A 21092-nucleotide genomic window follows, 5' to 3' on the forward strand; every position below is an offset into this window, starting at 1 on the left:
CGCGAGAATGAAGCTTCCCCCGCCGCGCCCGCTGTTGCTGATCTACGCCGCCGACGCGACACCCGAGGAGGCCGTGCACCTCCGCCGGATTCTGCCCTCCCTGGTACGGGCGTTGAACTCCGGGGAGCCGATAGAGGGAATGCTGCGGCATGTCCGCGAACAGGTGGCGATCCTCGACGCGGCCGAGGGGGAGAGGGCTGCAGGCAACGACACCAGCACCGTCACGGTGCGGCTGGACGGCGTGAGCACCGCGGCGGCTATGTAGGGTTCGGCAGGAGCTGGGCCGAAGGAGAGGGGCGGGACTGCGGTTCTGTCCCTCCCCAGTTTCGAGTCAATATTATATCGGTGGCTGAATTATGCTTGAAAGATAGTTGTTGCGCTTATCAATAAAGGCATCGTATGCGTCCTTTATGCTGCTGTACTTTAGAAGGTCGAAGTCTTCCGTATCTTCGTCAAATGTCATTAATATTAAGTCTCCGGTGGAGCTGTCGCTTGTACATTTTAGAACCCATTCCATATAGCTAGAAAATTCATGAACATCCAAGGTATAATCTTTGGTAAGTTGTAAAAAATTCCTGATGAACGCGCCGTCTTTTGTGCGACTCCCTTTATATGGCTCAGCATCAGATAGGCCGCAGCTATCACCAAATATCGAGGTATTACACACCTCATTTCTATAAATATTGATAAGCCGCTTCATGGTCCACGACTCCTTCCAAGCGATGAAGTGGCACTTATCATGCATTTCGCGCATTTCCTTGTTCTCGGGAAGCGCAAGTTTGTGACAAAGCTTTAGGCGCCGCGGCTTTTCTGATTCCCTAAGAATATTGCCCTCGTTGTACTTAAACTCAACAATGCTAAATCTCATGTTGTCATGATAAAGATAATCAGCTCCAGCATCTCTATCTTGCCCGCCCAGCGCATAAGAGGCAACTTTATTGTTAGTTGCGGCGGCTTCTTTCTTAAATAATGCAGTAAAAGCTTCAGCGACGCTTGGTTCATGGCTGGTCATAAGGACACCTTCATAAAGGCAATCAACAGGGAACCGTTTGGGCGGCAAATGATTGGACGCGGCACGTGGCCGGTCACAAGCTTGCTTAAGAACGGTTTTCGCGAAGGTGTCTACTTAAAGAAGTCCCTCCCCGTCAACGTTACAAGCGAGCGTAAGTGCTGAAGAAAACTATGCACCCCGACACACCACGTCGGAAACTCGAACGAATCGCAAGAGGTTAGCTTGGCAAGCATCGTGAACACAATGCACGCCCTTGCGTGGCGGCTTTCACACTCGAGTCAGCAAGTGAAAACCAGCTCAGGGCGCCGCTGTCGGGCATGTTCCTCGACCTTACCGCCGCTGTGCTGGAAAAGTCCCCAGGGTATAGGAGGCGGAGTAGTAGGGATGCTGAACGGAACAGAAGGTGTCGACCTGTCCTGTATGACACCTTGAGGCCGGCTGTCACACAGGCTATGTAATACAGGCTGTCATACAGGGGATGCCAGATGCCGACACCTCCGATGTCCCTCCGCGTATCTCCAGAACATCAAGGGCTTGTCCGAGACGTGGCGGCCCGGCTGAAGGCCGATCCCGGCTTTGCTGACGCGCTGCGCGCCGCGCTGGGGGAGGGTGTGACACAGCCTGTCATACAGCCTGTGTTACGGCTTGGATCGCGGGGTGTGTTACAGGCCGCAACACAGGTGGACGGCCAGCCCGCGCACCAGATCCAGCCCGATCCCACACCCGAAGGCCAGCCCGATCCCGCGGCCGGCGCCATAGCCGATGTCCTGCGCCGTGTGGAGGTGCTGGAGGCGCATGTCGCCGACCTCCGGGGCAAGGCCGGCCGGCAAGCCAAGGTGGCCAGTCAACAGCAAAGGCTGATCGCCGCCGCGGACCTGGAAGGCGTCATGACCCGCCTCCAGTACGCCGCGCACATCGGCGTGTCCAACCCGACGCTCACGCGCTGGGTGAAGCGGGGAATGCCGGTGCGGGACGATGGGCTTCTCGATGTCGAGGCGGTGGAGAGCTGGCGGAAGGCGAACGAGTCCCGACTCCTGGCGGAGAGGGTGAAGGGGTAGGGGAGGTTCGGGCCGGCGACACCGGCCCGAGCCTCCACAGCGCCGACGGGGGGCGGGAAGGGTTATATTCGAAGAAATACACTCGCCCGTTCCTGCCTGACAAGCTCATGTCTTTCCATTTTTTGTGCAATTCCGCAATATTTGAATTCATAGTAAGCAACAACCGGAGATGATGGCTCCTCAATCTCGTAAGCTTCTAAATATTCATTCATCCTCATTAGAAGACTTGATATTTCGCTAAGTATTTTGTAATTACTATTTTTTTCAATATTTGCTCCGGCTTTCTTGCAAGTTTCCATGAATAAAAGAGCGCTTTCCATTGAATCGGAATAATTTGCAAATCCGTCAAATTTGCAACCTAAAAGAGTCTGTATATCAGTGTCAAGAAGGCCAATAACTTTCAAAATGCTGTTTTTCCGGGATTCGGTCTCAGTATGGCCTAGTTGTTTTTGACTAGTTTCTCTACTTTGAGCTAGTTCGTCTTTCGTTGCGGCAAGAGTCTCGTTGGAGATGCGCAACTCTTCTGCCTGCATCGCAGTTGTGTAAAGCACGGCGATCAACGTTATGAAGTTGAGAAAAGGCCCAACCACACCGCCTAGGAAGCCACCAGCCTCGTTCATGGCGGTGGTACCGGTGCCCCATCCCCATCCGAACCGGTATAGAGCATAGGCGTTGAAGGCCAAACAGATCGCGCCAGCTGCTACGGCCAGCCATGTGAGTTTGGTTTTCGTCTTCATGGTAGGCTTCTCTGCACGTATGTGAGTGGTTGGCATGATCATATTCAACCAGTTTAAGAGGTGCAGCCGGTTTGTGGAGCCGTGCCGGCGCGCGCAGAGTGTCCGCCCTCCGGTCAATGACGATCCAAACCCGTTAGCTCAAGCCCCGGCGGCTTGTGGATGGCTTCTGGGGAGGTGAGCGCTACCAGAGGCCCGTTCGGGTTCGTTGCGCTCTTCGGCCTTCTGGCGCGCTTCCCCGGATGGGGCTGGCCTGCGGTTCCGCCGCCGGCCAGCGGCATCGAGGGGAGGGGGATCGGGCCGGCGCTGCGCCCGGCTGGACCGCTGCTTGGTGAGCTGGTGGCCGCGGTGGTGGCTATTGCGCCTGTGGCTGGAAAGGGCAGAACCTGTGCCCACCTTCTCTGGTACGGTGTCAGGTGCCTGGGCGTCCTATCATCGCCTGTGCATTGAGGGAATCTTGCGAGTGTGCTTCAGTCGAGTGTTTGTATTCTACAGATCGTTTTAACTTAGGGGTGTAATATGGCCAAAAAAAACAAACGTGAAGAAAAAAAATTGAAATCAGACATCAAACGAGAAATGAAAAAAGTGCCTTTAGGTATGATAATCTCTGTTAATTATGATATCGGAAGTAAGAAATGGATATCAACATATCGAGTATATGACGGCTCTCTTCATGAGGGTGTTGGAAATACGGAAAATTTATCGAGGCTGATTGCAATGTTGAAAGCCGCAGATTATGCAGAAAATGGATATCAAACAATAACTCCTGAATTTGAGGACGGAGAAAAAAAGTATCTTCGGTGGAAAAATGAGTTAAGGTACATCTTAGATCAACAGAGGCAGTTAATTGACTATCTTATTCATAATCTTGCTGGAAATGATATCGGCTCATATGCAAATTTTGAAAAGATAAAAGGCAATACCAATGTCATTAGGTCTCTGCTCCTTATGATTCAAGCTGTCGGCGTATCGGAAAGCTCTATATATCAGCTATCTTCTTACACAAGTATGAATATTAGAGATTGTTATTCTATAGGCAGGTCTATATTAGAGACTTGTGTTAATATTTGCCTTCTGCATACATTGGGAATTGATGCGGTTAATAGAGCCGAACGGCACGCTCTTCAGAAATACTTTAGGGACCTAGATAGAAAAGTTCATTTAACTAACGTCAAAGTCAATTTGAAGAGTGAACTAGCCAGTAAGATTGATCCTTCTACAATTCCTGGCCTTAATGAGGCAATAAAAGAATTCTCAAGAAAAGATGGGAGCGAAGTTAGGGACTGGATAGATATGAGTATCGATAAAAAAATAGACATAATAGCTGAATCGCATCCTATTCATTTAGGAACAACTCTTGCTGCGGCAAGGATGTCTCTGTACAGGCATTCCTCAGAGATACTGCATGGGACTTTATTTGGTGTTAGGTACTTTTTCGCGCCTAATATTTTTGTAAGAGGTCCTGCTTCTTCAAGAGAGGAGATGATTGAGAACTTGTATGAGCACTTCCTTTCGTGTTTTACGGCAATTTACTTTTCGATTGATGTTATGATTGAAATGCTCAGTGTTGAGTACGGACTGAATGGCGTTAAGGAACGCCGCTCTGCTCTTTTAAAGCGGTTGCTGAAACTTGAATTCATAAAAGCCGCTGAGAAGGCCGAATAGAATTCAGATAGGCTTTCCCTTCGGATGTCAAATCATTCCCGCTTTACTACCTTGTCGCCGTCCAGCCCGTAGGGGGGCGACAACCCCGATCCCATCGGGTCACTCACCCGCCGGCCTGGAGCTGCTCACCTGCATGGTGATGATCGCCACGCAGCTCGCCAGCCGGGCGGGGAGGGGCGTTGTGCCCCTCTGGCGCTAGGGGGCACCGCGACCGGTGCACCGCTGGCGGATGCCCGACAGATCGCACTCTGGTGGCCTGTGGGTGCGGTCTGCGGGGGAGGGGCTAATGTGTGGCCCCTCCACCTGGGTGTGCTCGGTGGCTGAGCGTCAGGCGCGGGCCACTAGCTTCGTTTGGCGCAGGTAAAAAGTGCATTCCAGCGTCGTAGGGCGCCTAGGGCATGCTGGTGAGCTTCCTTAACGTCGATTAGCGTAGCCGGTGAGGCGCATAGATCCTGGGATAGCTGGGCTGCGTCGGTGCGGATGTCGTTGTCGGCATGGGAACTCGCCGAAAACTGCCAAAGCGGCAGTCCGTCTTTTTCACCAATGAGGACGGGAGGCGAAACTGAAAGACCGCCGGCGCATGCCGCGAGGGTAAGTAGGCCGACCGCAGAGAGGATGGGGCGATACATTGATGCCTCATAAATGATAAAGGTATCCACTGTTATGGGTAAGCCAGATTGCAATCTAGAGCAATCCCGCATTGAGCAAAATCGCTGAGGGAATTCCCGTCGGCGCCGTTTTGTAATTCGCTGCGTGTTATCACTGGGCGCGTATTGGCACTCTTCTCGACGCATTTCGGCCAGACTACTTACGATCAGCTAGTTATGCATGCTACTGGTGCCTGCCGAACAGATCGTGTCGTTTGTAGAACTGCATACTCTGTATGCTTCTGCCCACTAAGTCTTGATGATACTGTCGGCCAACGACGGCACAGACCGGTCATCATCCTTCGCCGCCCTTCCTCAACCGTACCCCCGCACCCCCGCCATTCTCCGGGATGAACTCAACGCCAGCCGCTTCCATGGCCGTGCGGATAGCGTTGAGGGTGCGCGGCTGAGGTGCTGTATCCCCTTTCTCAAACCGGACAAGGGATCGCTTCGCAACCTCTCCGTTGGTTGCTTCGGCAAGCTCATCTTGACTCCAGTTCAAGAGTCCCCTGGCCGCACGGCATTGGGCTGGTGTTATCGACATGGCACTTTTAGTGACATTCATTGTTGACCGATGTCGTCACGATATGGCACTTTTAGTGACATAGCAAGCGCGGCCGAACCGGGTGTTGGGAGCATCCGGCCCGGCCTGACCACAATCGAGCTGCATGGAGCTACGGATCATGGCTGATTCCGTCAATACCACACCTTTGCCCGGCGCTGGCCGCCGGAAATCGGCTGGCGCCCTGGTGCCGACCAAGCCCGCCGACTTGCCGCCCCTGACCCCCGATCAATTGAACGACCAAGACGGCGAGCCGCGGGTGCTCGACCTGACGATTGCTGAGCGGTTGGGGATGGCTGACCGTCACAAGATTCGCTCCCTCATCGTGAAGAACCGCGCCGAGCTGGAGAGCTACGGCCCGCTCGTCGAGGTGGATGGGGTTTCCGCTCGCCAAGCGGAAACCTACGGGGAGGTTCGGGACACCGTGTCCCAAACCTCCGACAAAGGAGGCCGCCCCGGCAAAGCCTACTACCTGAACGAAGGCCAAGCGCTGGTCATCTGCGCCCTGTCCCGCACCCCGCAAGCCGCCCTGGTGCGCCGGCAGATCATCGAGGTGTTCTTGGCTTACAGGCGGGGCGTGCTGCCCGTGGCCGAGGAACAGCAACAGACCATCGCCCACCTCGCCGCGGAGCTGGCCGACCTGCGCCAGCGCGTCGCCCTGATCGGCGCGGCCCCGCACATCCGGGCGATCTTCAAGGGCGGCTTCCTGCCGGGCTCCACCGCCCTGACGGTGCAGGACATCAGCATGGAATGGGACGAGCCGCGCATCTCCGACCAGCGGCTTGCGGTCCAGCTCGGGCTGCCGGACATGCACACCGTGCGCAAGCTGATCCGTTCCCACCGGAGCCTGTTGGCTGGCCTGGGCCGGATCGTGAACGTCCCGCAGGCGAAGGAGACGGTAGGGAAGGGGGATGCACCGGGCGTCTTCTGGCTGACCGAGTTGCAGTCCCTGGCCGTCTGCGGGCTGGTGAGCGGCAATGTCGCGTCGGCGAACTGTGGGCGCGGCACGGCTGACGTGCGTTTCTCTTTGTCATGGACAAGAACCGGCGTTCGGAGTCCAGTCGCAAAACCTTCATTCCACGGGACGCGTCTGTTCTTCGTCCGTTTTGAATTGTATTCCAATATTGGAGCGGAGAAGGTGCGCCACCTTCTCCGTCACCAGATTACACAGTCACAAACCAGGAGCTTGAGACCGCGGTGATTTGCACACCGACCAAAGTGACCGTATCCGAAGCGCCGAAAACGATCTGTACGTTGCCGCTCACATCGGCGGCCAATGTGTAGGTTTGACCTTCCGCCAAACCGATGAGATCGCCTTGCCCGGCGTTGAAATCTCGCAGGATGTCGTTGCCGCCGCCGTTGGAGAAGACGAACAGGTCGGCACCGCTTCCGCCAACCAACGAGTCGTCGCCGAAGCCACCGATCAACGTGTCGTTTCCGCTGCCGCCGGATAGGGTATCGTTTCCGCCCCCTCCCAAAAGCCAATCGTTCCCGTTGCCGCCGGACAGGGTGTCGTTTCCGTCCCCGCCGTCCAACCAGTCGTTGCCGTTGTCACCGCGTAGGCTGTCGGCATAGGCACCACCCGTGAGCGAGTCGTCGCCATCCCCACCGATCAGTTCCACCGCGGCGGAGGCATTGACCGCCGTCACGGTGTCGCTGCCGACGCTGCCGCTGAACAGTTCGATGGAGGCTGAAAGGTCCAGCGTCACGCCACCGGAGTATCGGGCATAGACCGTGTCATTACCGGCACCGCCATCCAAGGATGCGGTCTGGGTATCAACATACAGGCGATCATCACCAGCGCCTCCGAACAGCACGTTGTCGCCGCTGCCGCCAACCAGCACATCGTTTCCGTCGCCGCCATAAAGCGTGTCGTTGCCAGCGTCACCACGCAGCGTGTCGTCAAAGGCGCTGCCAACGAGCAGGTCATCGCCCGCGCCGCCGTTGATCTCCACCAGCGTGACGGAGCCAGTAGCGGTCAGGATGTCATTGCCGGAGCCGCTGAACACCCGCTCGATGCCGCTGGCGGTAAGGTCCAGGGTGAGGTTTCCGTCCCCCTGGACATAGACGGTGTCGAACCCGGCCCCGCCACTCACCAGAGCATCGTCCGCGTCGATGTACAGCACATCATCGCCGTCTCCAGCGATTAGGGTGTCGCTGCCATTGCCGCCGGTCAATGTGTCGTTGAAAGCGCTACCAAGGATGAGGTCGTCGCCGTCACGCCCGTTGATCGCAAGGCCGAGGAGGGCGCCGGTGCCGATCAGGCTGTCGTCTCCGCCTCCGCCATAGGCCTGTTCAATGCTGCACGCTGCCAGATCGAGACTGGCGCCGACGCTGCCTTGAACGACGGCGGTATCGAAGCCGGCACCACCCTGCAATGGCGCGTCGGCATCGTCGAAGTAGAAGCGGTCGTCGCCATCGCCTCCGATCAGCGTATCAGCCCCTGCTCCACCGGTCAGCGTATCGTTGCCTGAACCACCGACGATCATGTTATCCAGCGTGTTTCCGGTACCGGCGAAGTTACCGGTACCAATGAAGGTCAACCGCTCCAGGTTGGCACCAAGAGTGTAACTGTTCAGCGAGGTCCGCACCTCGTCCACGCCTTCGTTGACCAATTCCCGAACCACGTCACGCACGTTGTCCACAATGTAGACGTCGTCACCGGCACCGCCGCTTAACGTATCCGCCCCTTCGCCGCCATCGAGAGTGTCTCGGGACGTCGAGCCCGACAGCTTATCGTCGCCCTCATATCCGAGGATGTGGTTTTGCAATGGAGTGCCGGTCAGCACATCGGCCCCTGGCGTTCCATGAATCGTGATGAATTCCGGCATGGCTTCTGCCACGGTGAAGCGGCGCTGCATGACGTCGAGGGTGCCGGTGGCCGGGTTGTAACCGCTCCAGGTGGCGATCCAGCCGCCGTCGGCGGTGGCGGCGAAGGCCGGCTCCGCCTGATCGCCCAGCGTCGCCTGGGTGACGGCGATCTCGCCGCCCACCCGGTTGCCCACCGCGTCGAAGCGCTGGGCGTAGATCCCCAGCCCGCTGCCGTCCTGGTTGGCCGACACCCAGCCCACCAGATAGCCGCCGTCGGCCAGGGCGATGACGTCCGGCGCGGTCTGGGCGCCGGCGGTGGTGGTGTTCACCACGACCTCGCCGCCCACCGCCTGGCCCAGCGCGTCGTAGCGTTGCAGGACGATGCCGGAGCCGCTGCCGTCCTGTCCCGCCGACTGCCACGCCACCACCAGCCCGCCGTCGCCGAGCACCGCGACCGCCGGCTGCGACTGATCGCCCGCGGTGGTCGTGTTGATGCGGAACTCCGGCTGCGCTACTCCGGCCGCGGTGTAGCGCCGGGCGTAGAGGCCGTAGCCGCTGCCGTCCTGGCCCTGCGACTGCCACAGCACCAGAAACCCGCCGTCGCCCAGGGCGATGACTTCCGAGTTGTCCTGGTTGCCGGCGGTCGTACCGTTGACCAGGACGTCCCCGGTCACCGCGTTGCCAAACGCGTCGAAGCGCCGCAGATAAACGTCCGAGGTGCTCTGCAGGTACAGGCCGTGCGTCCAGGTCACCACGAAGCCACCATCAGCGAGGCCGGCCATGCTCGGCAGGTACTGGTTGTCGGGGGTGCCGGCGTTGACGCGGAACTCGCCACCGACCCGTGTGCCGTCGGCGGCGAAGCGTTGGCCATGGGTGCCCCAGACGGAACCGTCCTGGCCCTCGGAATGCCAGACGATGAGGAAGCCCCCGTCGGGCAGCGCCGTCACCCGCTCCCCGTGTTGAGCGTTGGCTGTATAGCTGTTCACCCGAACCTCGCCGTCGACCGGAGTCCCATCGGCGCGGTAGAGCTGCGCGTATATGCCATAGCTGGAGCCATCCTGCCCCAGCGAGTGCCACGTCACGACGTGGTTGCCGTTCGGCAGCACCGTCACGTCCGGCGCCCCCTGGCTGCTCGGCGTGTGCGTGTTCACACGGGACTCGGCACCGGCCACCACCGTCGCCCGCGGCGCCGTGGCCGCCAGGGCCGCCGTGTCCTCCGCCCAGGACGTGCCGTCGAAGGCGCGCACACGGATGGTGTCGTGGCCGCCCGTGGTCGCGTTCGCCACATACGTCAGGCGGTGCAGCTGGTCGCCGGCCAGCACGATCGGCGTGTTGGCGGCCTGCGTCACGCCGTCCAGCAGGAAGTGCCCGCCGCCCACGCTGAGATCCGTGAACTCATAGCTCTGGATCACCACGCCCGTGCCGGCGGGCGCGTCGGACGCCACCGAGAACAGCGTCGCGGCGGCGACCGGCTGGCCAACGGCCAGAACCCGGTCGGGCGCGGTCACCGTCACCGTGACCTCCGCCACCGTGAAGCGGCGCTGCATGACGTCGAGGGTGCCGGTGGCCGGGTTGTAACCGCTCCAGGTGGCGATCCAACCGCCGTCGGCGGTGGCGGCGAAGGCCGGCTCCACCTGATCGCCCAGCGTCGCCTGGGTGACGGCGATCTCGCCGCCCACCCGGTTGCCCACCGCGTCGAAGCGCTGGGCGTAGATCCCCAGCCCGCTGCCGTCCTGGTTGGCCGACACCCAGCCCACCAGATAGCCGCCGTCGGCCAGGGCGATGACGTCCGGCGCGGTCTGGGCGCCGGCGGTGGTGGTGTTCACCACGACCTCGCCGCCCACCGCCTGGCCCAGCGCGTCGTAGCGTTGCAGGACGATGCCGGAGCCGCTGCCGTCCTGTCCCGCCGACTGCCACGCCACCACCAGCCCGCCGTCGCCGAGCACCGCGACCGCCGGCTGCGACTGATCGCCCGCGGTGGTCGTGTTGATGCGGAACTCCGGCTGCGCCACCCCGGCCGCCGTGTAGCGCCGGGCGTAGAGGCCGTAGCCGCTGCCGTCCTGGCCCTGCGACTGCCACAGCACCAAAAACCCGCCGTCGCCCAGCGCGACGACCTTCGAATTGTCCTGGTTGCCGGCGGTCGTGCCGTTGACCAGCACGTCCCCGGTCACCGCATTGCCCAGCGCGTCGGCACGCCGCAGATAGACGTCCGTTTGGCTCTGTGGGTTCAAACCGTGCGTCCAGGTCACCACGAAGCCACCGTCAGCCAGAGCAGCGACATCCGGCAAATACTGATTGTCATAGGTCGTGATGTTGATTCGGAATTCGGCACCGGCCCGCGCTCCATTGGCGGAGAAGCGCTGTGCGTACACCCCCCAAGCGTGACCATCTTGCCCTTCGGAATGCCAGACGATCAAATAGCCCCCGTCGGGCAGCGCCGTCACCCGCTGCCCCATCTGCATGTAAGGGGTGTAGGTGTTCACCAGCACTTCGCCACCAATCGGTGTGCCATCGGCGCTGTACAGTTGGGCATAGACACCGCTGGACACGTAGAGCTTGACTGGATTGTCCTGATCCAGCGAGTGCCACATCACGACATAGTTGCCGTTCGGCAGCACCGTCACGTCCGGCGCCCCCTGGCTGCTCGGCGTGTGCGTGTTCACACGGGATTCGGCACCGGCCACCACCGTCGCCCGCGGCGCCGTGGCCGCCAGGGCCGCCGTGTCCTCCGCCCAGGACGTGCCGTCGAAGGCGCGCACACGGATGGTGTCGTGGCCGCCCGTGGTCGCGTTCGCCACATACGTCAGGCGGTGCAGCTGGTCGCCGGCCAGCACGATCGGCGTGTTGGCGGCCTGCGTCACGCCGTCCAGCAGGAAGTGCCCGCCGCCCGCGCTGAGATCCGTGAACTCATAGCTCTGGATCACCACGCCCGTGCCGGCGGGCGCATCGGACGCCACCGAGAACAGCGTTGCGGCGGCGACCGGCTGGCCAACGGCCAGAACCCGGTCGGGCGCGGTCACCGTCACCGTGACCTCCGCCACCGTGAAGCGGCGCTGCATGACGTCGAGGGTGCCGGTGGCCGGGTTATAGTCGCTCCAGGTGGCGATCCAGCCGCCGTCGGCGGTGGCGGCGAAGGCCGGCTCCGCCTGATCGCCCAGCGTCGCCTGGGTGACGGCGATCTCGCCGCCCACCCGGTTGCCCACCGCGTCGAAGCGCTGGGCGTAGATCCCCAGCCCGCTGCCGTCCTGGTTGGCCGACACCCAGCCCACCAGATAGCCGCCGTCGGCCAGGGCGATGACGTCCGGCGCGGTCTGGGCGCCGGCGGTGATGGTGTTCACCACGACCTCGCCGCCCACCGCCTGGCCCAGCGCGTCGTAGCGTTGCAGGACGATGCCGGAGCCGCTGCCGTCCTGTCCCGCCGACTGCCACGCCACCACCAGCCCGCCGTCGCCGAGCACCGCGACCGCCGGCTGCGACTGATCGCCCGCGGTGGTCGTGTTGATGCGGAACTCCGGCTGCGCCACTCCGGCCGCCGTGTAGCGCCGGGCGTAGAGGCCGTAGCCGCTGCCGTCCTGGCCCTGCGACTGCCACAGCACCAGAAACCCGCCGTCGCCCAGGGCGATGACTTCCGAGTTGTCCTGGTTGCCGGCGGTCGTGCCGTTGACCAGGACGTCCCCGGTCACCGCGTTGCCAAACGCGTCGAAGCGCCGCAGATAAACGTCCGAGGTGCTCTGCAGGTACAGGCCGTGCGTCCAAGTCACCACGAAGCCACCATCAGCGAGGCCGGCCATGCTCGGCAGGTACTGGTTGTCGGGGGTGCCGGCGTTGACGCGGAACTCGCCACCGACCCGTGTGCCGTCGGCGGCGAAGCGCTGCCCATGGGTGCCCCAGACGGAACCGTCCTGGCCCTCGGACTGCCAGGCGATGAGGTAGCCCCCGTCGGGCAGCGCCGTCACCCGCTGTCCGTTCTGATTGTTGAGTGTGTAGCTGGTCACCAGCGCTTCGCCACCGATCGGCGTGCCGTCGGCGCGGTAGAGCTGGGAATAGACGCCGTACTTGGAGCCATCCTGATTCAGCGAGTGCCACGTCACGACGTAGTTGCCGTTTGGCAGCACCGTCACGTCGGGCGCCCCCTGGTCGCTCGGCGTGTGCGTGTTCACACGGGACTCGGCACCGGCCACCACCATCGCCCGCGGCGCCGTGGCCGCCAGGGCCGCCGTGTCCTCCGCCCAGGACGTGCCGTCGAAGGCGCGCACACGGATGGTGTCGTGGCCGCCCGTGGTCGCGTTCGCCACATACGTCAGGCGGTGCAGCTGGTCGCCGGCCAGCACGATCGGCGTGTTGGCGGCCTGCGTCACGCCGTCCAGCAGGAAGTGCCCGCCGCCCACGCTGAGATCCGTGAACTCATAGCTCTGGATCACCACGCCCGTGCCGGCGGGCGCATCGGACGCCACCGAGAACAGCGTTGCGGCGGCGACCGGCTGGCCAACGGCCAGAACCCGGTCGGGCGCGGTCACCGTCACCGTGACCTCCGCCACCGTGAAGCGGCGCTGCATGACGTCGAGGGTGCCGGTGGCCGGGTTGTAACCGCTCCAGGTGGCGATCCAACCGCCGTCGGCGGTGGCGGCGAAGGCCGGCTCCACCTGATCGCCCAGCGTCGCCTGGGTGACGGCGATCTCGCCGCCCACCCGGTTGCCCACCGCGTCGAAGCGCTGGGCGTAGATCCCCAGCCCGCTGCCGTCCTGGTTGGCCGACACCCAGCCCACCAGATAGCCGCCGTCGGCCAGGGCGATGACGTCCGGCGCGGTCTGGGCGCCGGCGGTGGTGGTGTTCACCACGACCTCGCCGCCCACCGCCTGGCCCAGCGCGTCGTAGCGTTGCAGGACGATGCCGGAGCCGCTGCCGTCCTGTCCCGCCGACTGCCACGCCACCACCAGCCCGCCGTCGCCGAGCACCGCGACCGCCGGCTGCGACTGATCGCCCGCGGTGGTCGTGTTGATGCGGAACTCCGGCTGCGCCACCCCGGCCGCCGTGTAGCGCCGGGCGTAGAGGCCGTAGCCGCTGCCGTCCTGGCCCTGCGACTGCCACAGCACCAGAAACCCACCGTCGCTCAGCCCAACGACTTCTGAGTTGTCCTGATGGCCGGCGGTCGTGCCGTTGACCAGGACGTCCCCGGTCACCGCATTGCCAAACGCGTCGAAGCGCCGCAAATGGATGTCCGTGTGGCTTTGCGGGTTCAAACCATACGTCCAGGACGCCACGAAGCCACCTCCGGCCAAGCCGGCCACGCTCGGCAGGTACTGAGTATCAGGAGCATTGGCGTTGACGCGGAATTCGTCACCGATCCGCGAGCCGTCGGCGGCGAACCGTTGGCCGTAGGTGCCCCAGCCCGAACCATCCTGGTTCTCGGATTGCCAGACGATGAGGTAGCGGCCATCGGATAGTGCCGTCACGCGTTGCCCATACTGGGCGTAGAGGGTGTAGGTGTTCACCAGCGATTCGCCGCCGATTGGCGTGCCGTCGGCGCGGTAGAGCTGGGAATAGACACCGCAGGATGTGTTGGGGTTGACCGTGTTGTTGTCCTGCCCCAGCGAGTGCCACGTCACGACGTAGTTGCCATTCGGCAGCACCGTCACGTCCGGCGCCCCCTGGCTGCTCGGCGTGTGCGTGTTCACACGGGATTCGGCACCGGCGACAATCGCGTTCATGACTGATCCTCAATAATTTCTAATATATCAAGAAAATGATACGTTAAATCAATCAGCAATTGCAAAAATTTAAAGCATGTTTGTTTTTTGGTGCGCCGTTATGTCGCCATTCGCGTTCGGGAAGCGCTACGCGTCAATCGGCATTGCGACCGACCTCCAGTAGCCGGTCGAGTTTGGCTAGTTGCTGGTCAGTAGGGTTGGCAAGCAAAGCATCCTCCGCCCGCTTGCGGACGGGCGCGCCCGGCGGAGCCGGTGCGCTCAATCACCGCCAAATCAGGCAGGATGACGATTTCGGAGCGGAGACGATGGCGGTAACGATCGGTTTCGGCTTGCTCCTATTCCAGGCAGCCCGGTGTGTGCGCTGCGCTGAATGGCTGATCGCGACGAGAACTTCCCCACCGCAGCGCGACGCATGGGGCTGCCCTGGTAGGAATGTCGCGAAGGGGCTCGCTTCACGACGGGTAGAACTGGTCGGTTGCAGCACACAACGCGCCAGACCGGGACAGCGCGCAAAGTCCGACGTTCGGTCTGTAGCCTTCGCTGCTTAGAGCGCCTAACAGAACCATCTTTGGACGAAGCGCCAGCAGATGAGGCTGGCGGCGATGTGGTGAAAGGCGGTGAAGATGTCGGCGCGCCGTTCGTATCGGACGGCGATGCGGCGGAAGCGGGCGAACCATGCGAGCGTCCGCTCGACCACCCATCGGTGTCGGCCAAGACGCTCGCTGCTCTCGACGCCACGCCGGGCGATCCGCGGAATGATCGCTCGTTGGCGCAGCGCCCGCCGGCAGTGTGCAAAGTCGTAGCCCTTGTCGGCGTGCAACTTGGCCGGGCGGCGCCGTGGCCGGCCCGCACACTGGCGGATCGCCGGCACGGCATCGACCAGCGTCTCCAGCAGCTTGCTATCGTGCCGGTTGGCCGGCGAAATCTTCAGGGCGAGTGGGATGCCATTGGCATCGACGAGGATGTGACGCTTGGAGCCCGGCTTGCCGCGATCCGTCGGGTTCGGGCCAGTCTCCTCGCCCCCCTTTTTGCTGGAACGCTGGCGCTGTCCACCGCCGCCCGATCCCAGTTGATGGCGTTGGCATAGCCGAGCCGGTCGAGCAGCACGCGATGCAGTCGCTCCCATACCCCGGCCCGATGCCACTCGTGCAGACGCCGCCAGCAGGTCATCCCCGAGCCGCAGCCCATCTCCACCGGCAGAAGCTCCCAAGGGATGCCCGTGCGCAGCACGAACAGGATGCCGGTCAGCGCCGCACGATCGTCCAACCGGGGCCGTCCGCCTTTTGGCTTGGGCGGCTCCGGCGGGATCAGCGGTTCGATGATCGCCCACAAGGCGTCGGAAACAAGAGGGGCTGCCATGCCCCTACCAACCGTTCCTGGCCGGTTTTGTTACGCACTCTTATAAGGCATAGGATTTGTTCTCGCGCAATGCACGCATTGCGTTTGCCAAAACCCGCACCGCCGATGACTTTCAGAGGGTTTCGGTGATGTCCGGCGGCTTCGGGGATCGGTTTGCTAAACTGTTCAGCGGTGACCGGTTTGCCCAAAGAAGGCTATTCCGGTGCTCACCTCCCGAAGGGCCTTGATGGACGCGGCGTTTGCACTGACGCCAACTGCTCAACAGGGTGGCGATGAGGGAATTCCTTGATCCGGCTTCCGACTGGAGGGGCTTCCAAGTTTCCCACCTCCATTGCAAGTCATTGATATTCCATACGTGCACGAACACAGAACAAGTGGGAAAAGCCTTGGATTTCCAACAATGTCATAGTTTTCGTAATCAGTAGGTCCGGGGTTCAAATCCCTGCTGCGGCACCACTCTAAGGCCCTGGAAGGTAACGCCTTCCGGGGCCTTTCCATATGTGGCATGACTCATCGCGCCCTTTTCCCAGCAAGGCCGATGCCCCAACCGCCCGCCCCTTCCCTCCTCGCCGACCTCACCGCCGCGTTGCGCCGGCCTGTGACGAACGGCCACGACCTGAAAGCCATCGAAACCCTCTGCGCGGCCTTTCTTGACCGGCCCAAGGCGGAGCGGGCGCAGGCGGCGCGGGAGTTGCCCCGGCTGGCGCCGGGGGCCGACACGGTCCTGCTGCTGTCGGCCATGGCCGCCGTCTCGGGCGATCTGCGCTATTACGACGAACTGCTCGACGCGGTGGAGGCCAACATCGTGCAATCCGGGCTGGAGGGGCTGCTGCACATCCACGCCGGCATCGGACGCCAGCTCTTTTTGATGCGCATGAACCCGGCGAGCCGCCCCGGCTTCTTCGAGGAGCGGCAGTTCCCCTTTTACCGCCGCATCCTCGACGAGATCCGCCGCCGTCAGGCCATCGTCCCGGCCATCCGCCGGGCCGGGGGAGCAGACACCGGGCGGGTCGTGCTGGTGACCAACCAGTTCCTCTCGCTGCGCCACCAGCCGTCGCGCGACCTGCTGTCCTACGCCGCCTTGCTGGAGGACCGCTGCGGGCGGGAGGTGGTGATTCTCAACACCAACATCATGCCGACGGAGGTGCACAGCCTGTTCGTGCCCTCCTTCGCGGCGTCGGTGGAGCCCACCCTCTCCGGCGATCAGCGGATCGAGGCGGACGGGCGTATCTACCGGATGCTGTCCTCGGTCGAACCCTGCGTCAGCCCCGGCAAGATCGGCTGGTTCCTGGAGGCCATCGCGGCGCTCGATCCTGATGTGGTGCTGTCGCTCGGCGGGTCCTGCGTCGTGGCCGACCTGATGGCCGGAACGCGCCCCACCCTGTGCATCCCCACCACCACCGGGGCCACCCTGTCGCTGGCCGACATCGTGCTGGATTTCGGCGGAGGCGCGGCACCCGCCCACGGGCCGCTGGCCCGGTCCTGGCGGCCCTTCCGCTTTCTGCATTCGCTGGCCGGGGCCACCCCGAGGAAACAAGGATCGCGCGCCGCCTTCGGGCTCGATGACGGCGCCTTCGTCTGCGCCGTCATCGGCAACCGGCTGGACGATGAGGCGGACGGCGCCTTCCTCGCCATGCTGGAGGCGCTGTTCGACCGCGCGCCGCGCGCCGTCGCCGTCTTCGCCGGACACGCCGACGCCCTGCCCCGGCGGCTGGCCGTGTCACCCCATGCGGCACGGCTGCAATGCCTGGGCTATGTGTCGGACATGGGCGCCCTGCTGGCGGTCTGCGACGCCTATGTGAATCCCCTGCGGACCGGCGGGGGCGCCAGCGCCGCCGAGGCCCTGGCCGCCGGGGCGGTGCCGCTGTCGCTTCCCGGCGGCGACGTCGCCAGCGTCGTCGGCCCGCGCTTCACCCACCCCGACTACGGCGCCTTCGTCGAGCGGCTGGCCGCCCTGGCTGCCGACCCCGCCGCCCTGGCCGCCGCCGCCGCGGAGGCCCGTGTCCAAGGGTCGCGCCGCGCCGGACCGACGGAGGCCGCCGCCGACCTGTCGCGCTATCTCGACGAGGCGGCGGCGCTGTTCCGCAGCCGGCGGTCGCCCGCGGAGTGATCGGTGCGGAGTGATCCGGGCCGCCGCCGTCAACCGCTTTATCGCACAGGCGGAGCAAACTCCCGGCTTGCTTTGGCGCCGGTGCCTTTCCAATATTCCGCGCTCCCCGACCGGGCGTCCGCTGGGACGCCGCGGCGGGTGTCTTATTTTCTGCAACGAGGACCTTTTCATGCGCGCCTTCGACGGCCAGCATTCCGACAACGTCGCCATCAAGCGCACGCGGGAGCAGAAGCAGCTTCAGCTCCAGCAGTTGAAGGAGCAGCTCGCCACCCTGAAGTCCCACGCGGCCCCGGCGATCCGTGAAGCGCTGGTGAAGCGCATCGCCGAGCTGGACGCGGAGATGCGCCAGCCGCCGAAGCCGCCGCGCGAAGGCCGCGGCGACGGTCCCCGTGGCGAGGGGCGCGGCCCCCGTGGCGATGGTCCCCGTGGTGACGGCCCCCGGGGCGACCGCCCGCGCCGCGAGGGCTTCTCCCGCAGCGAGAGCTTCCGGTCGGACGGTCCCCGTGGTGACGGTTCGCGCGGCGAGGGCTCTCGTGGCGACGGCCCCCTTTCCCCCTTCGCCTCCCCGCGCCGCCGCGGCTGAGCCGCGGAACCCACCTTGAGGCGTCCAGTCCGATGAGTTGCCAGCCGTGAGCGAAAACGCCACCCCCGCCCGCCGCCGCCTGTTCGATCAGGCGTGGCTTCTGATGATGTTGCCGCCGCTGTTCTGGGCCAGCAACGCCGTCCTGGGCCGCGCGGTGTCGGGCGAGGTGCCGCCGGTCGGGCTGGCCTTCTGGCGCTGGACGCTGGGGATGCTGCTGGTGCTGCCCTTCGCGTGGCGGCACCTGCGGCACGACGCGCGGGCGCTGGCCGCCCAATGGCCGGTCGTGCTGCTGCTGTCGGCGCTGGGCATCGCGGTCTTCAACACCTTCCTCTATGTCGGGCTGCACACCACCACGGCGCTGAACGCGGTGATGATGCAGTCCTCCATGCCGGTGCTGATCGTGCTGATGAGCCTGGCGCTGTTCGGCGACCGGGTGACCCCGCTGCAGGGGGTGGGCATCGCCGTGTCGCTGGCCGGCGCCCTGACGCTGATCGCGCGGGGCGACCCGGCGGTGCTGATCGGGTTGCAGCTCGCCGCCGGGGATTTGTGGGTGCTGGCGGCGGTGCTCGGCTACGCCGCCTACACCGCCCTGCTGCGCCGCCGCCCGGCGGTGCACGGCCTCAGCTTCATCGCCGTCACCTTCGCGGGCGGGGCGGCGATGCTGCTGCCCTTCTATCTCTGGGAAAGCGTCGGCGGGAACCCCATGCCGATCACCCCGACGGCGCTGGGGGCGGTCGCCTATGTGGCGCTGTTCCCGTCAATCGCCGCCTATCTCTGCTTCAACCGCGCCGTGGCCCTGGTGGGCGCCAACACGGCGGGGATGTGCATCCATCTGATGCCGGTGTTCGGAAGCATCCTTGCCATCCTGTTCCTCGGCGAGCAGCCCCACCTCTACCACGCCGCAGGCATCGGGTTGATCGCGGCGGGCATCCTGCTGGCGACCCGCCGGAAGGGCTGAGGCGGGGACGCGCAAGGCGCCCCCGCGTCCGTCACCCTCAGTAGCCCAGGCTGCGCGGCAGCCAGAGCGCCAGCCCGGGGAAGACCACCACCGCGGCCAGCGCCAGGAACATCGCCAGGATCAGCCAGCCGACCCAGCGCACCGTGGCTTCCATGGTGGTGCCGGCGATCTTGCAGGTGACCATCAGGTTGACGGCCATCGGCGGCGAGAACTGGCCGATGGCCAGCTTCATCGTCAGGATCACGCCGAACCACACCAAGTCCCAATTGAAGTGGTTGGCGATGGGCACCAGGATCGGCAGCAGGATCAGGAAGGTGGACACCCCGTCCAGGAACATCCCGATCACCACCAGCGCTGCGATCAGCAGGGCGAGAACGCCGTACTGCCCGATGCCGAGATCGACGATCCCCCGGGCGATGGGGTCGATGACGCCCAGCGTCCCGGTCGCCCAGGCGAAGACGCCGGCCAGCGCCACCACCATCAGGATGATCGCGGAGATCTCCGCCGACTCCACCAGCACGTCGTAGACCATGCGCAGGGTCAACGTCCGGTAGATGAAGAAGCCGACGAACAGGCCGTAGACCGCGGCCACCACCGCCGCCTCGGTCGGGGTGAACAGGCCCGCGCGCATGCCGCCCAGGATGACCACCGGCGCCATCAGGCCCCAGATCGCCTCCTTGAAGGCCTTCCAGATCGACGGGCGCGTCTCGCCCTCCCGCGCGACCTCGCCGAAACCGTTGCGGCGCGACATCCAGACCGCCGGAATGACCAGGGCCAGACCGGCCAGGATGCCGGGGATCATGCCCGCCGCGAACAGGGCCGGCACCGACGCCTGCGGCACCATCACGCTGTAGATGATGAAGGCGATGGAGGGCGGGATCAGGATGTCCGTCGCCGCCGCCGCGCCGATGACGCTGGCGGTGAAGGCCCGCGGATAGCCCTCGCGCAGCATGGCCGCGGTCATCACCGCCCCCACCGCGGCGGAGGTCGCCGGGCCGGAACCGGAGATGCCGCCCATGAACATCGCCACGATGATGGCGACTGCCGGCAGGGCGCCCTGCCGCTTGCCGATCACGGCCAGCGCGAACTTCACCAGACGCTCCGCCACGCCCGACCGCTCGAAGATCAGGCCGGTCAGGACGAACATGGGAATGGCAAGCAGCGGGTATTTTGCCATGCCGGTGTAGACGGTGGTCGGCAGCGACATGATGCCAAGGCCGGCGACACCGATCACCACGGCCCCGGCGAGCGCCAGCGCCGCGCCGATGGGCACGCCGGCGATCAGCAGCGCGAAGAATCCGCCGAACAGCAGCGCGGTGATCATGGCTCGTTCCCCCGCGCGACGCGGATGCCGCGGCCCAGCGCCCGCAGCACGATGACCACCGACAGGACCGGCAGCCAGATCGAGTAGATCCACTGCGGCACGCCCAGGCCGGGCGACGTCTCCTCGAACCGGTACTCGTCCCAGACCATCCGCGCGCCGTAGACGGCCAGCCCCAGGAAGACCAGCGCCGTGATGGCGATGGCGAACAGCTCGGCCCGGCGGCGCAGGACCGGGCGCAGCCGGTCCACGAAATAGGTGATGCGGATGTGATGGTTGCGCACGACCGCGACCGAGGCGCCGAGCATGGTCATCACAACCATCAGGGCGATGGCGTATTCCTCCGTGAAGGCGAGCGAGATGTTGGTCAGATAGCGCGTGATCACGTTGGCGAAGGTGATCACCCCCATCGCCGCGATGGCCAGCGCCGCCAGCGCCTCCTCGATCCGGATGGGAACGCGCGGGCGCGGCTCTTCGCGCGGCGTCAGTTCGGGGTCTTCGGTCATGAACGGGTTCTCTGGACGGGGACGGGCGGGCTGGAACGGACTTTGAAAAGGAAGGGCA

Annotated in this window: 14 protein-coding genes and 1 pseudogene; 7 read left to right on the forward strand and 8 right to left on the reverse strand. The window is 63.8% G+C overall.

From position 1 onward, the window contains the following. Nucleotides 1–7: 7 nt before the first annotated feature. Nucleotides 8–265 (forward strand): hypothetical protein, encoded by a 258-nt coding sequence (locus Sp245p_RS00090; protein WP_014239163.1) that lies wholly within the window; start codon nucleotides 8–10, stop codon nucleotides 263–265. Nucleotides 266–337: 72 nt separating this feature from the next. Here the strand turns inward: Sp245p_RS00090 and Sp245p_RS00095 are convergent, their stop codons facing one another. Beyond that, the gene (locus Sp245p_RS00095) at nucleotides 338–1012 is read right to left on the reverse strand and encodes a hypothetical protein (protein WP_129557135.1); all 675 of its coding nucleotides are present in this window, start codon (nucleotides 1010–1012) and stop codon (nucleotides 338–340) included. 662 nt (nucleotides 1013–1674) lie between these two features. Further along, the gene (locus Sp245p_RS36185; protein ID WP_281291707.1) at nucleotides 1675–1809 is read right to left on the reverse strand and encodes a hypothetical protein; all 135 of its coding nucleotides are present in this window, start codon (nucleotides 1807–1809) and stop codon (nucleotides 1675–1677) included. 90 nt (nucleotides 1810–1899) lie between these two features. Here Sp245p_RS36185 and Sp245p_RS34720 point away from each other — a divergent pair, with 90 nt between their 5' ends. Beyond that, nucleotides 1900–2070 (forward strand): hypothetical protein, encoded by a 171-nt coding sequence (locus Sp245p_RS34720; RefSeq protein ID WP_165359960.1) that lies wholly within the window; start codon nucleotides 1900–1902, stop codon nucleotides 2068–2070. 62 nt (nucleotides 2071–2132) lie between these two features. On the opposite strand, the gene Sp245p_RS00100 is transcribed toward Sp245p_RS34720, so the two are convergent. Then, entirely contained in the window at nucleotides 2133–2807 is a 675-nt protein-coding gene (locus Sp245p_RS00100) for a hypothetical protein (RefSeq protein ID WP_129557136.1), read from the reverse strand. 516 nt (nucleotides 2808–3323) lie between these two features. Here Sp245p_RS00100 and Sp245p_RS00105 point away from each other — a divergent pair. Next, on the forward strand, nucleotides 3324–4469 hold the full coding sequence (locus Sp245p_RS00105; RefSeq protein WP_129557137.1) for a hypothetical protein: 1146 nt from the start codon (nucleotides 3324–3326) through the stop codon (nucleotides 4467–4469). 942 nt (nucleotides 4470–5411) lie between these two features. Here the strand turns inward: Sp245p_RS00105 and Sp245p_RS00110 are convergent. Beyond that, complete coding sequence (locus Sp245p_RS00110) at nucleotides 5412–5681, reverse strand: helix-turn-helix domain-containing protein (RefSeq protein WP_342799412.1); 270 nt, start codon at nucleotides 5679–5681, stop codon at nucleotides 5412–5414. A gap of 118 nt (nucleotides 5682–5799) precedes the next feature. Here Sp245p_RS00110 and Sp245p_RS00115 point away from each other — a divergent pair, with 118 nt between their 5' ends. Next, on the forward strand, nucleotides 5800–6879 hold the full coding sequence (locus Sp245p_RS00115) for a hypothetical protein (protein WP_129557133.1): 1080 nt from the start codon (nucleotides 5800–5802) through the stop codon (nucleotides 6877–6879). Here Sp245p_RS00115 and Sp245p_RS00120 read toward each other — a convergent pair. Both Sp245p_RS00120 and Sp245p_RS00125 read right to left on the reverse strand, forming a co-directional pair. Continuing rightward, nucleotides 6842–14197 (reverse strand): calcium-binding protein, encoded by a 7356-nt coding sequence (locus Sp245p_RS00120; RefSeq protein WP_109138309.1) that lies wholly within the window; start codon nucleotides 14195–14197, stop codon nucleotides 6842–6844. The two genes, Sp245p_RS00115 and Sp245p_RS00120, sit on opposite strands and share 38 nt — an antisense overlap. Before the next feature lie 553 nt (nucleotides 14198–14750). After that, nucleotides 14751–15556, reverse strand: a pseudogene (locus Sp245p_RS00125) (IS5 family transposase). A gap of 538 nt (nucleotides 15557–16094) precedes the next feature. On the opposite strand from Sp245p_RS00125, the gene Sp245p_RS00130 reads away from it, so the two are divergent. From Sp245p_RS00130 to Sp245p_RS00140, 3 genes are all read left to right on the forward strand, one after another. Beyond that, the gene (locus Sp245p_RS00130) at nucleotides 16095–17666 is read left to right on the forward strand and encodes a glycosyltransferase (RefSeq protein WP_014239139.1); all 1572 of its coding nucleotides are present in this window, start codon (nucleotides 16095–16097) and stop codon (nucleotides 17664–17666) included. Nucleotides 17667–17835: 169 nt separating this feature from the next. Beyond that, nucleotides 17836–18249 (forward strand): hypothetical protein, encoded by a 414-nt coding sequence (locus tag Sp245p_RS00135; RefSeq protein ID WP_014239138.1) that lies wholly within the window; start codon nucleotides 17836–17838, stop codon nucleotides 18247–18249. A gap of 46 nt (nucleotides 18250–18295) precedes the next feature. Beyond that, the gene (locus Sp245p_RS00140) at nucleotides 18296–19207 is read left to right on the forward strand and encodes a DMT family transporter (protein ID WP_014239136.1); all 912 of its coding nucleotides are present in this window, start codon (nucleotides 18296–18298) and stop codon (nucleotides 19205–19207) included. Between the two features lie 37 nt (nucleotides 19208–19244). On the opposite strand, the gene Sp245p_RS00145 is transcribed toward Sp245p_RS00140, so the two are convergent. Both Sp245p_RS00145 and Sp245p_RS00150 read right to left on the reverse strand, forming a co-directional pair. Beyond that, a complete protein-coding gene (locus Sp245p_RS00145) occupies nucleotides 19245–20531 on the reverse strand; it encodes a TRAP transporter large permease (protein ID WP_014239135.1) in 1287 nt (428 codons plus the stop codon). Beyond that, on the reverse strand, nucleotides 20528–21034 hold the full coding sequence (locus tag Sp245p_RS00150) for a TRAP transporter small permease (protein ID WP_014239134.1): 507 nt from the start codon (nucleotides 21032–21034) through the stop codon (nucleotides 20528–20530). The genes Sp245p_RS00145 and Sp245p_RS00150 overlap by 4 nt, the downstream gene beginning before the upstream one ends. Between the last annotated feature and the right edge of the window lie 58 nt (nucleotides 21035–21092).

The sequence above is a fragment of the Azospirillum baldaniorum genome (genome assembly GCF_003119195.2).
GTDB lineage: Bacteria > Pseudomonadota > Alphaproteobacteria > Azospirillales > Azospirillaceae > Azospirillum > Azospirillum baldaniorum.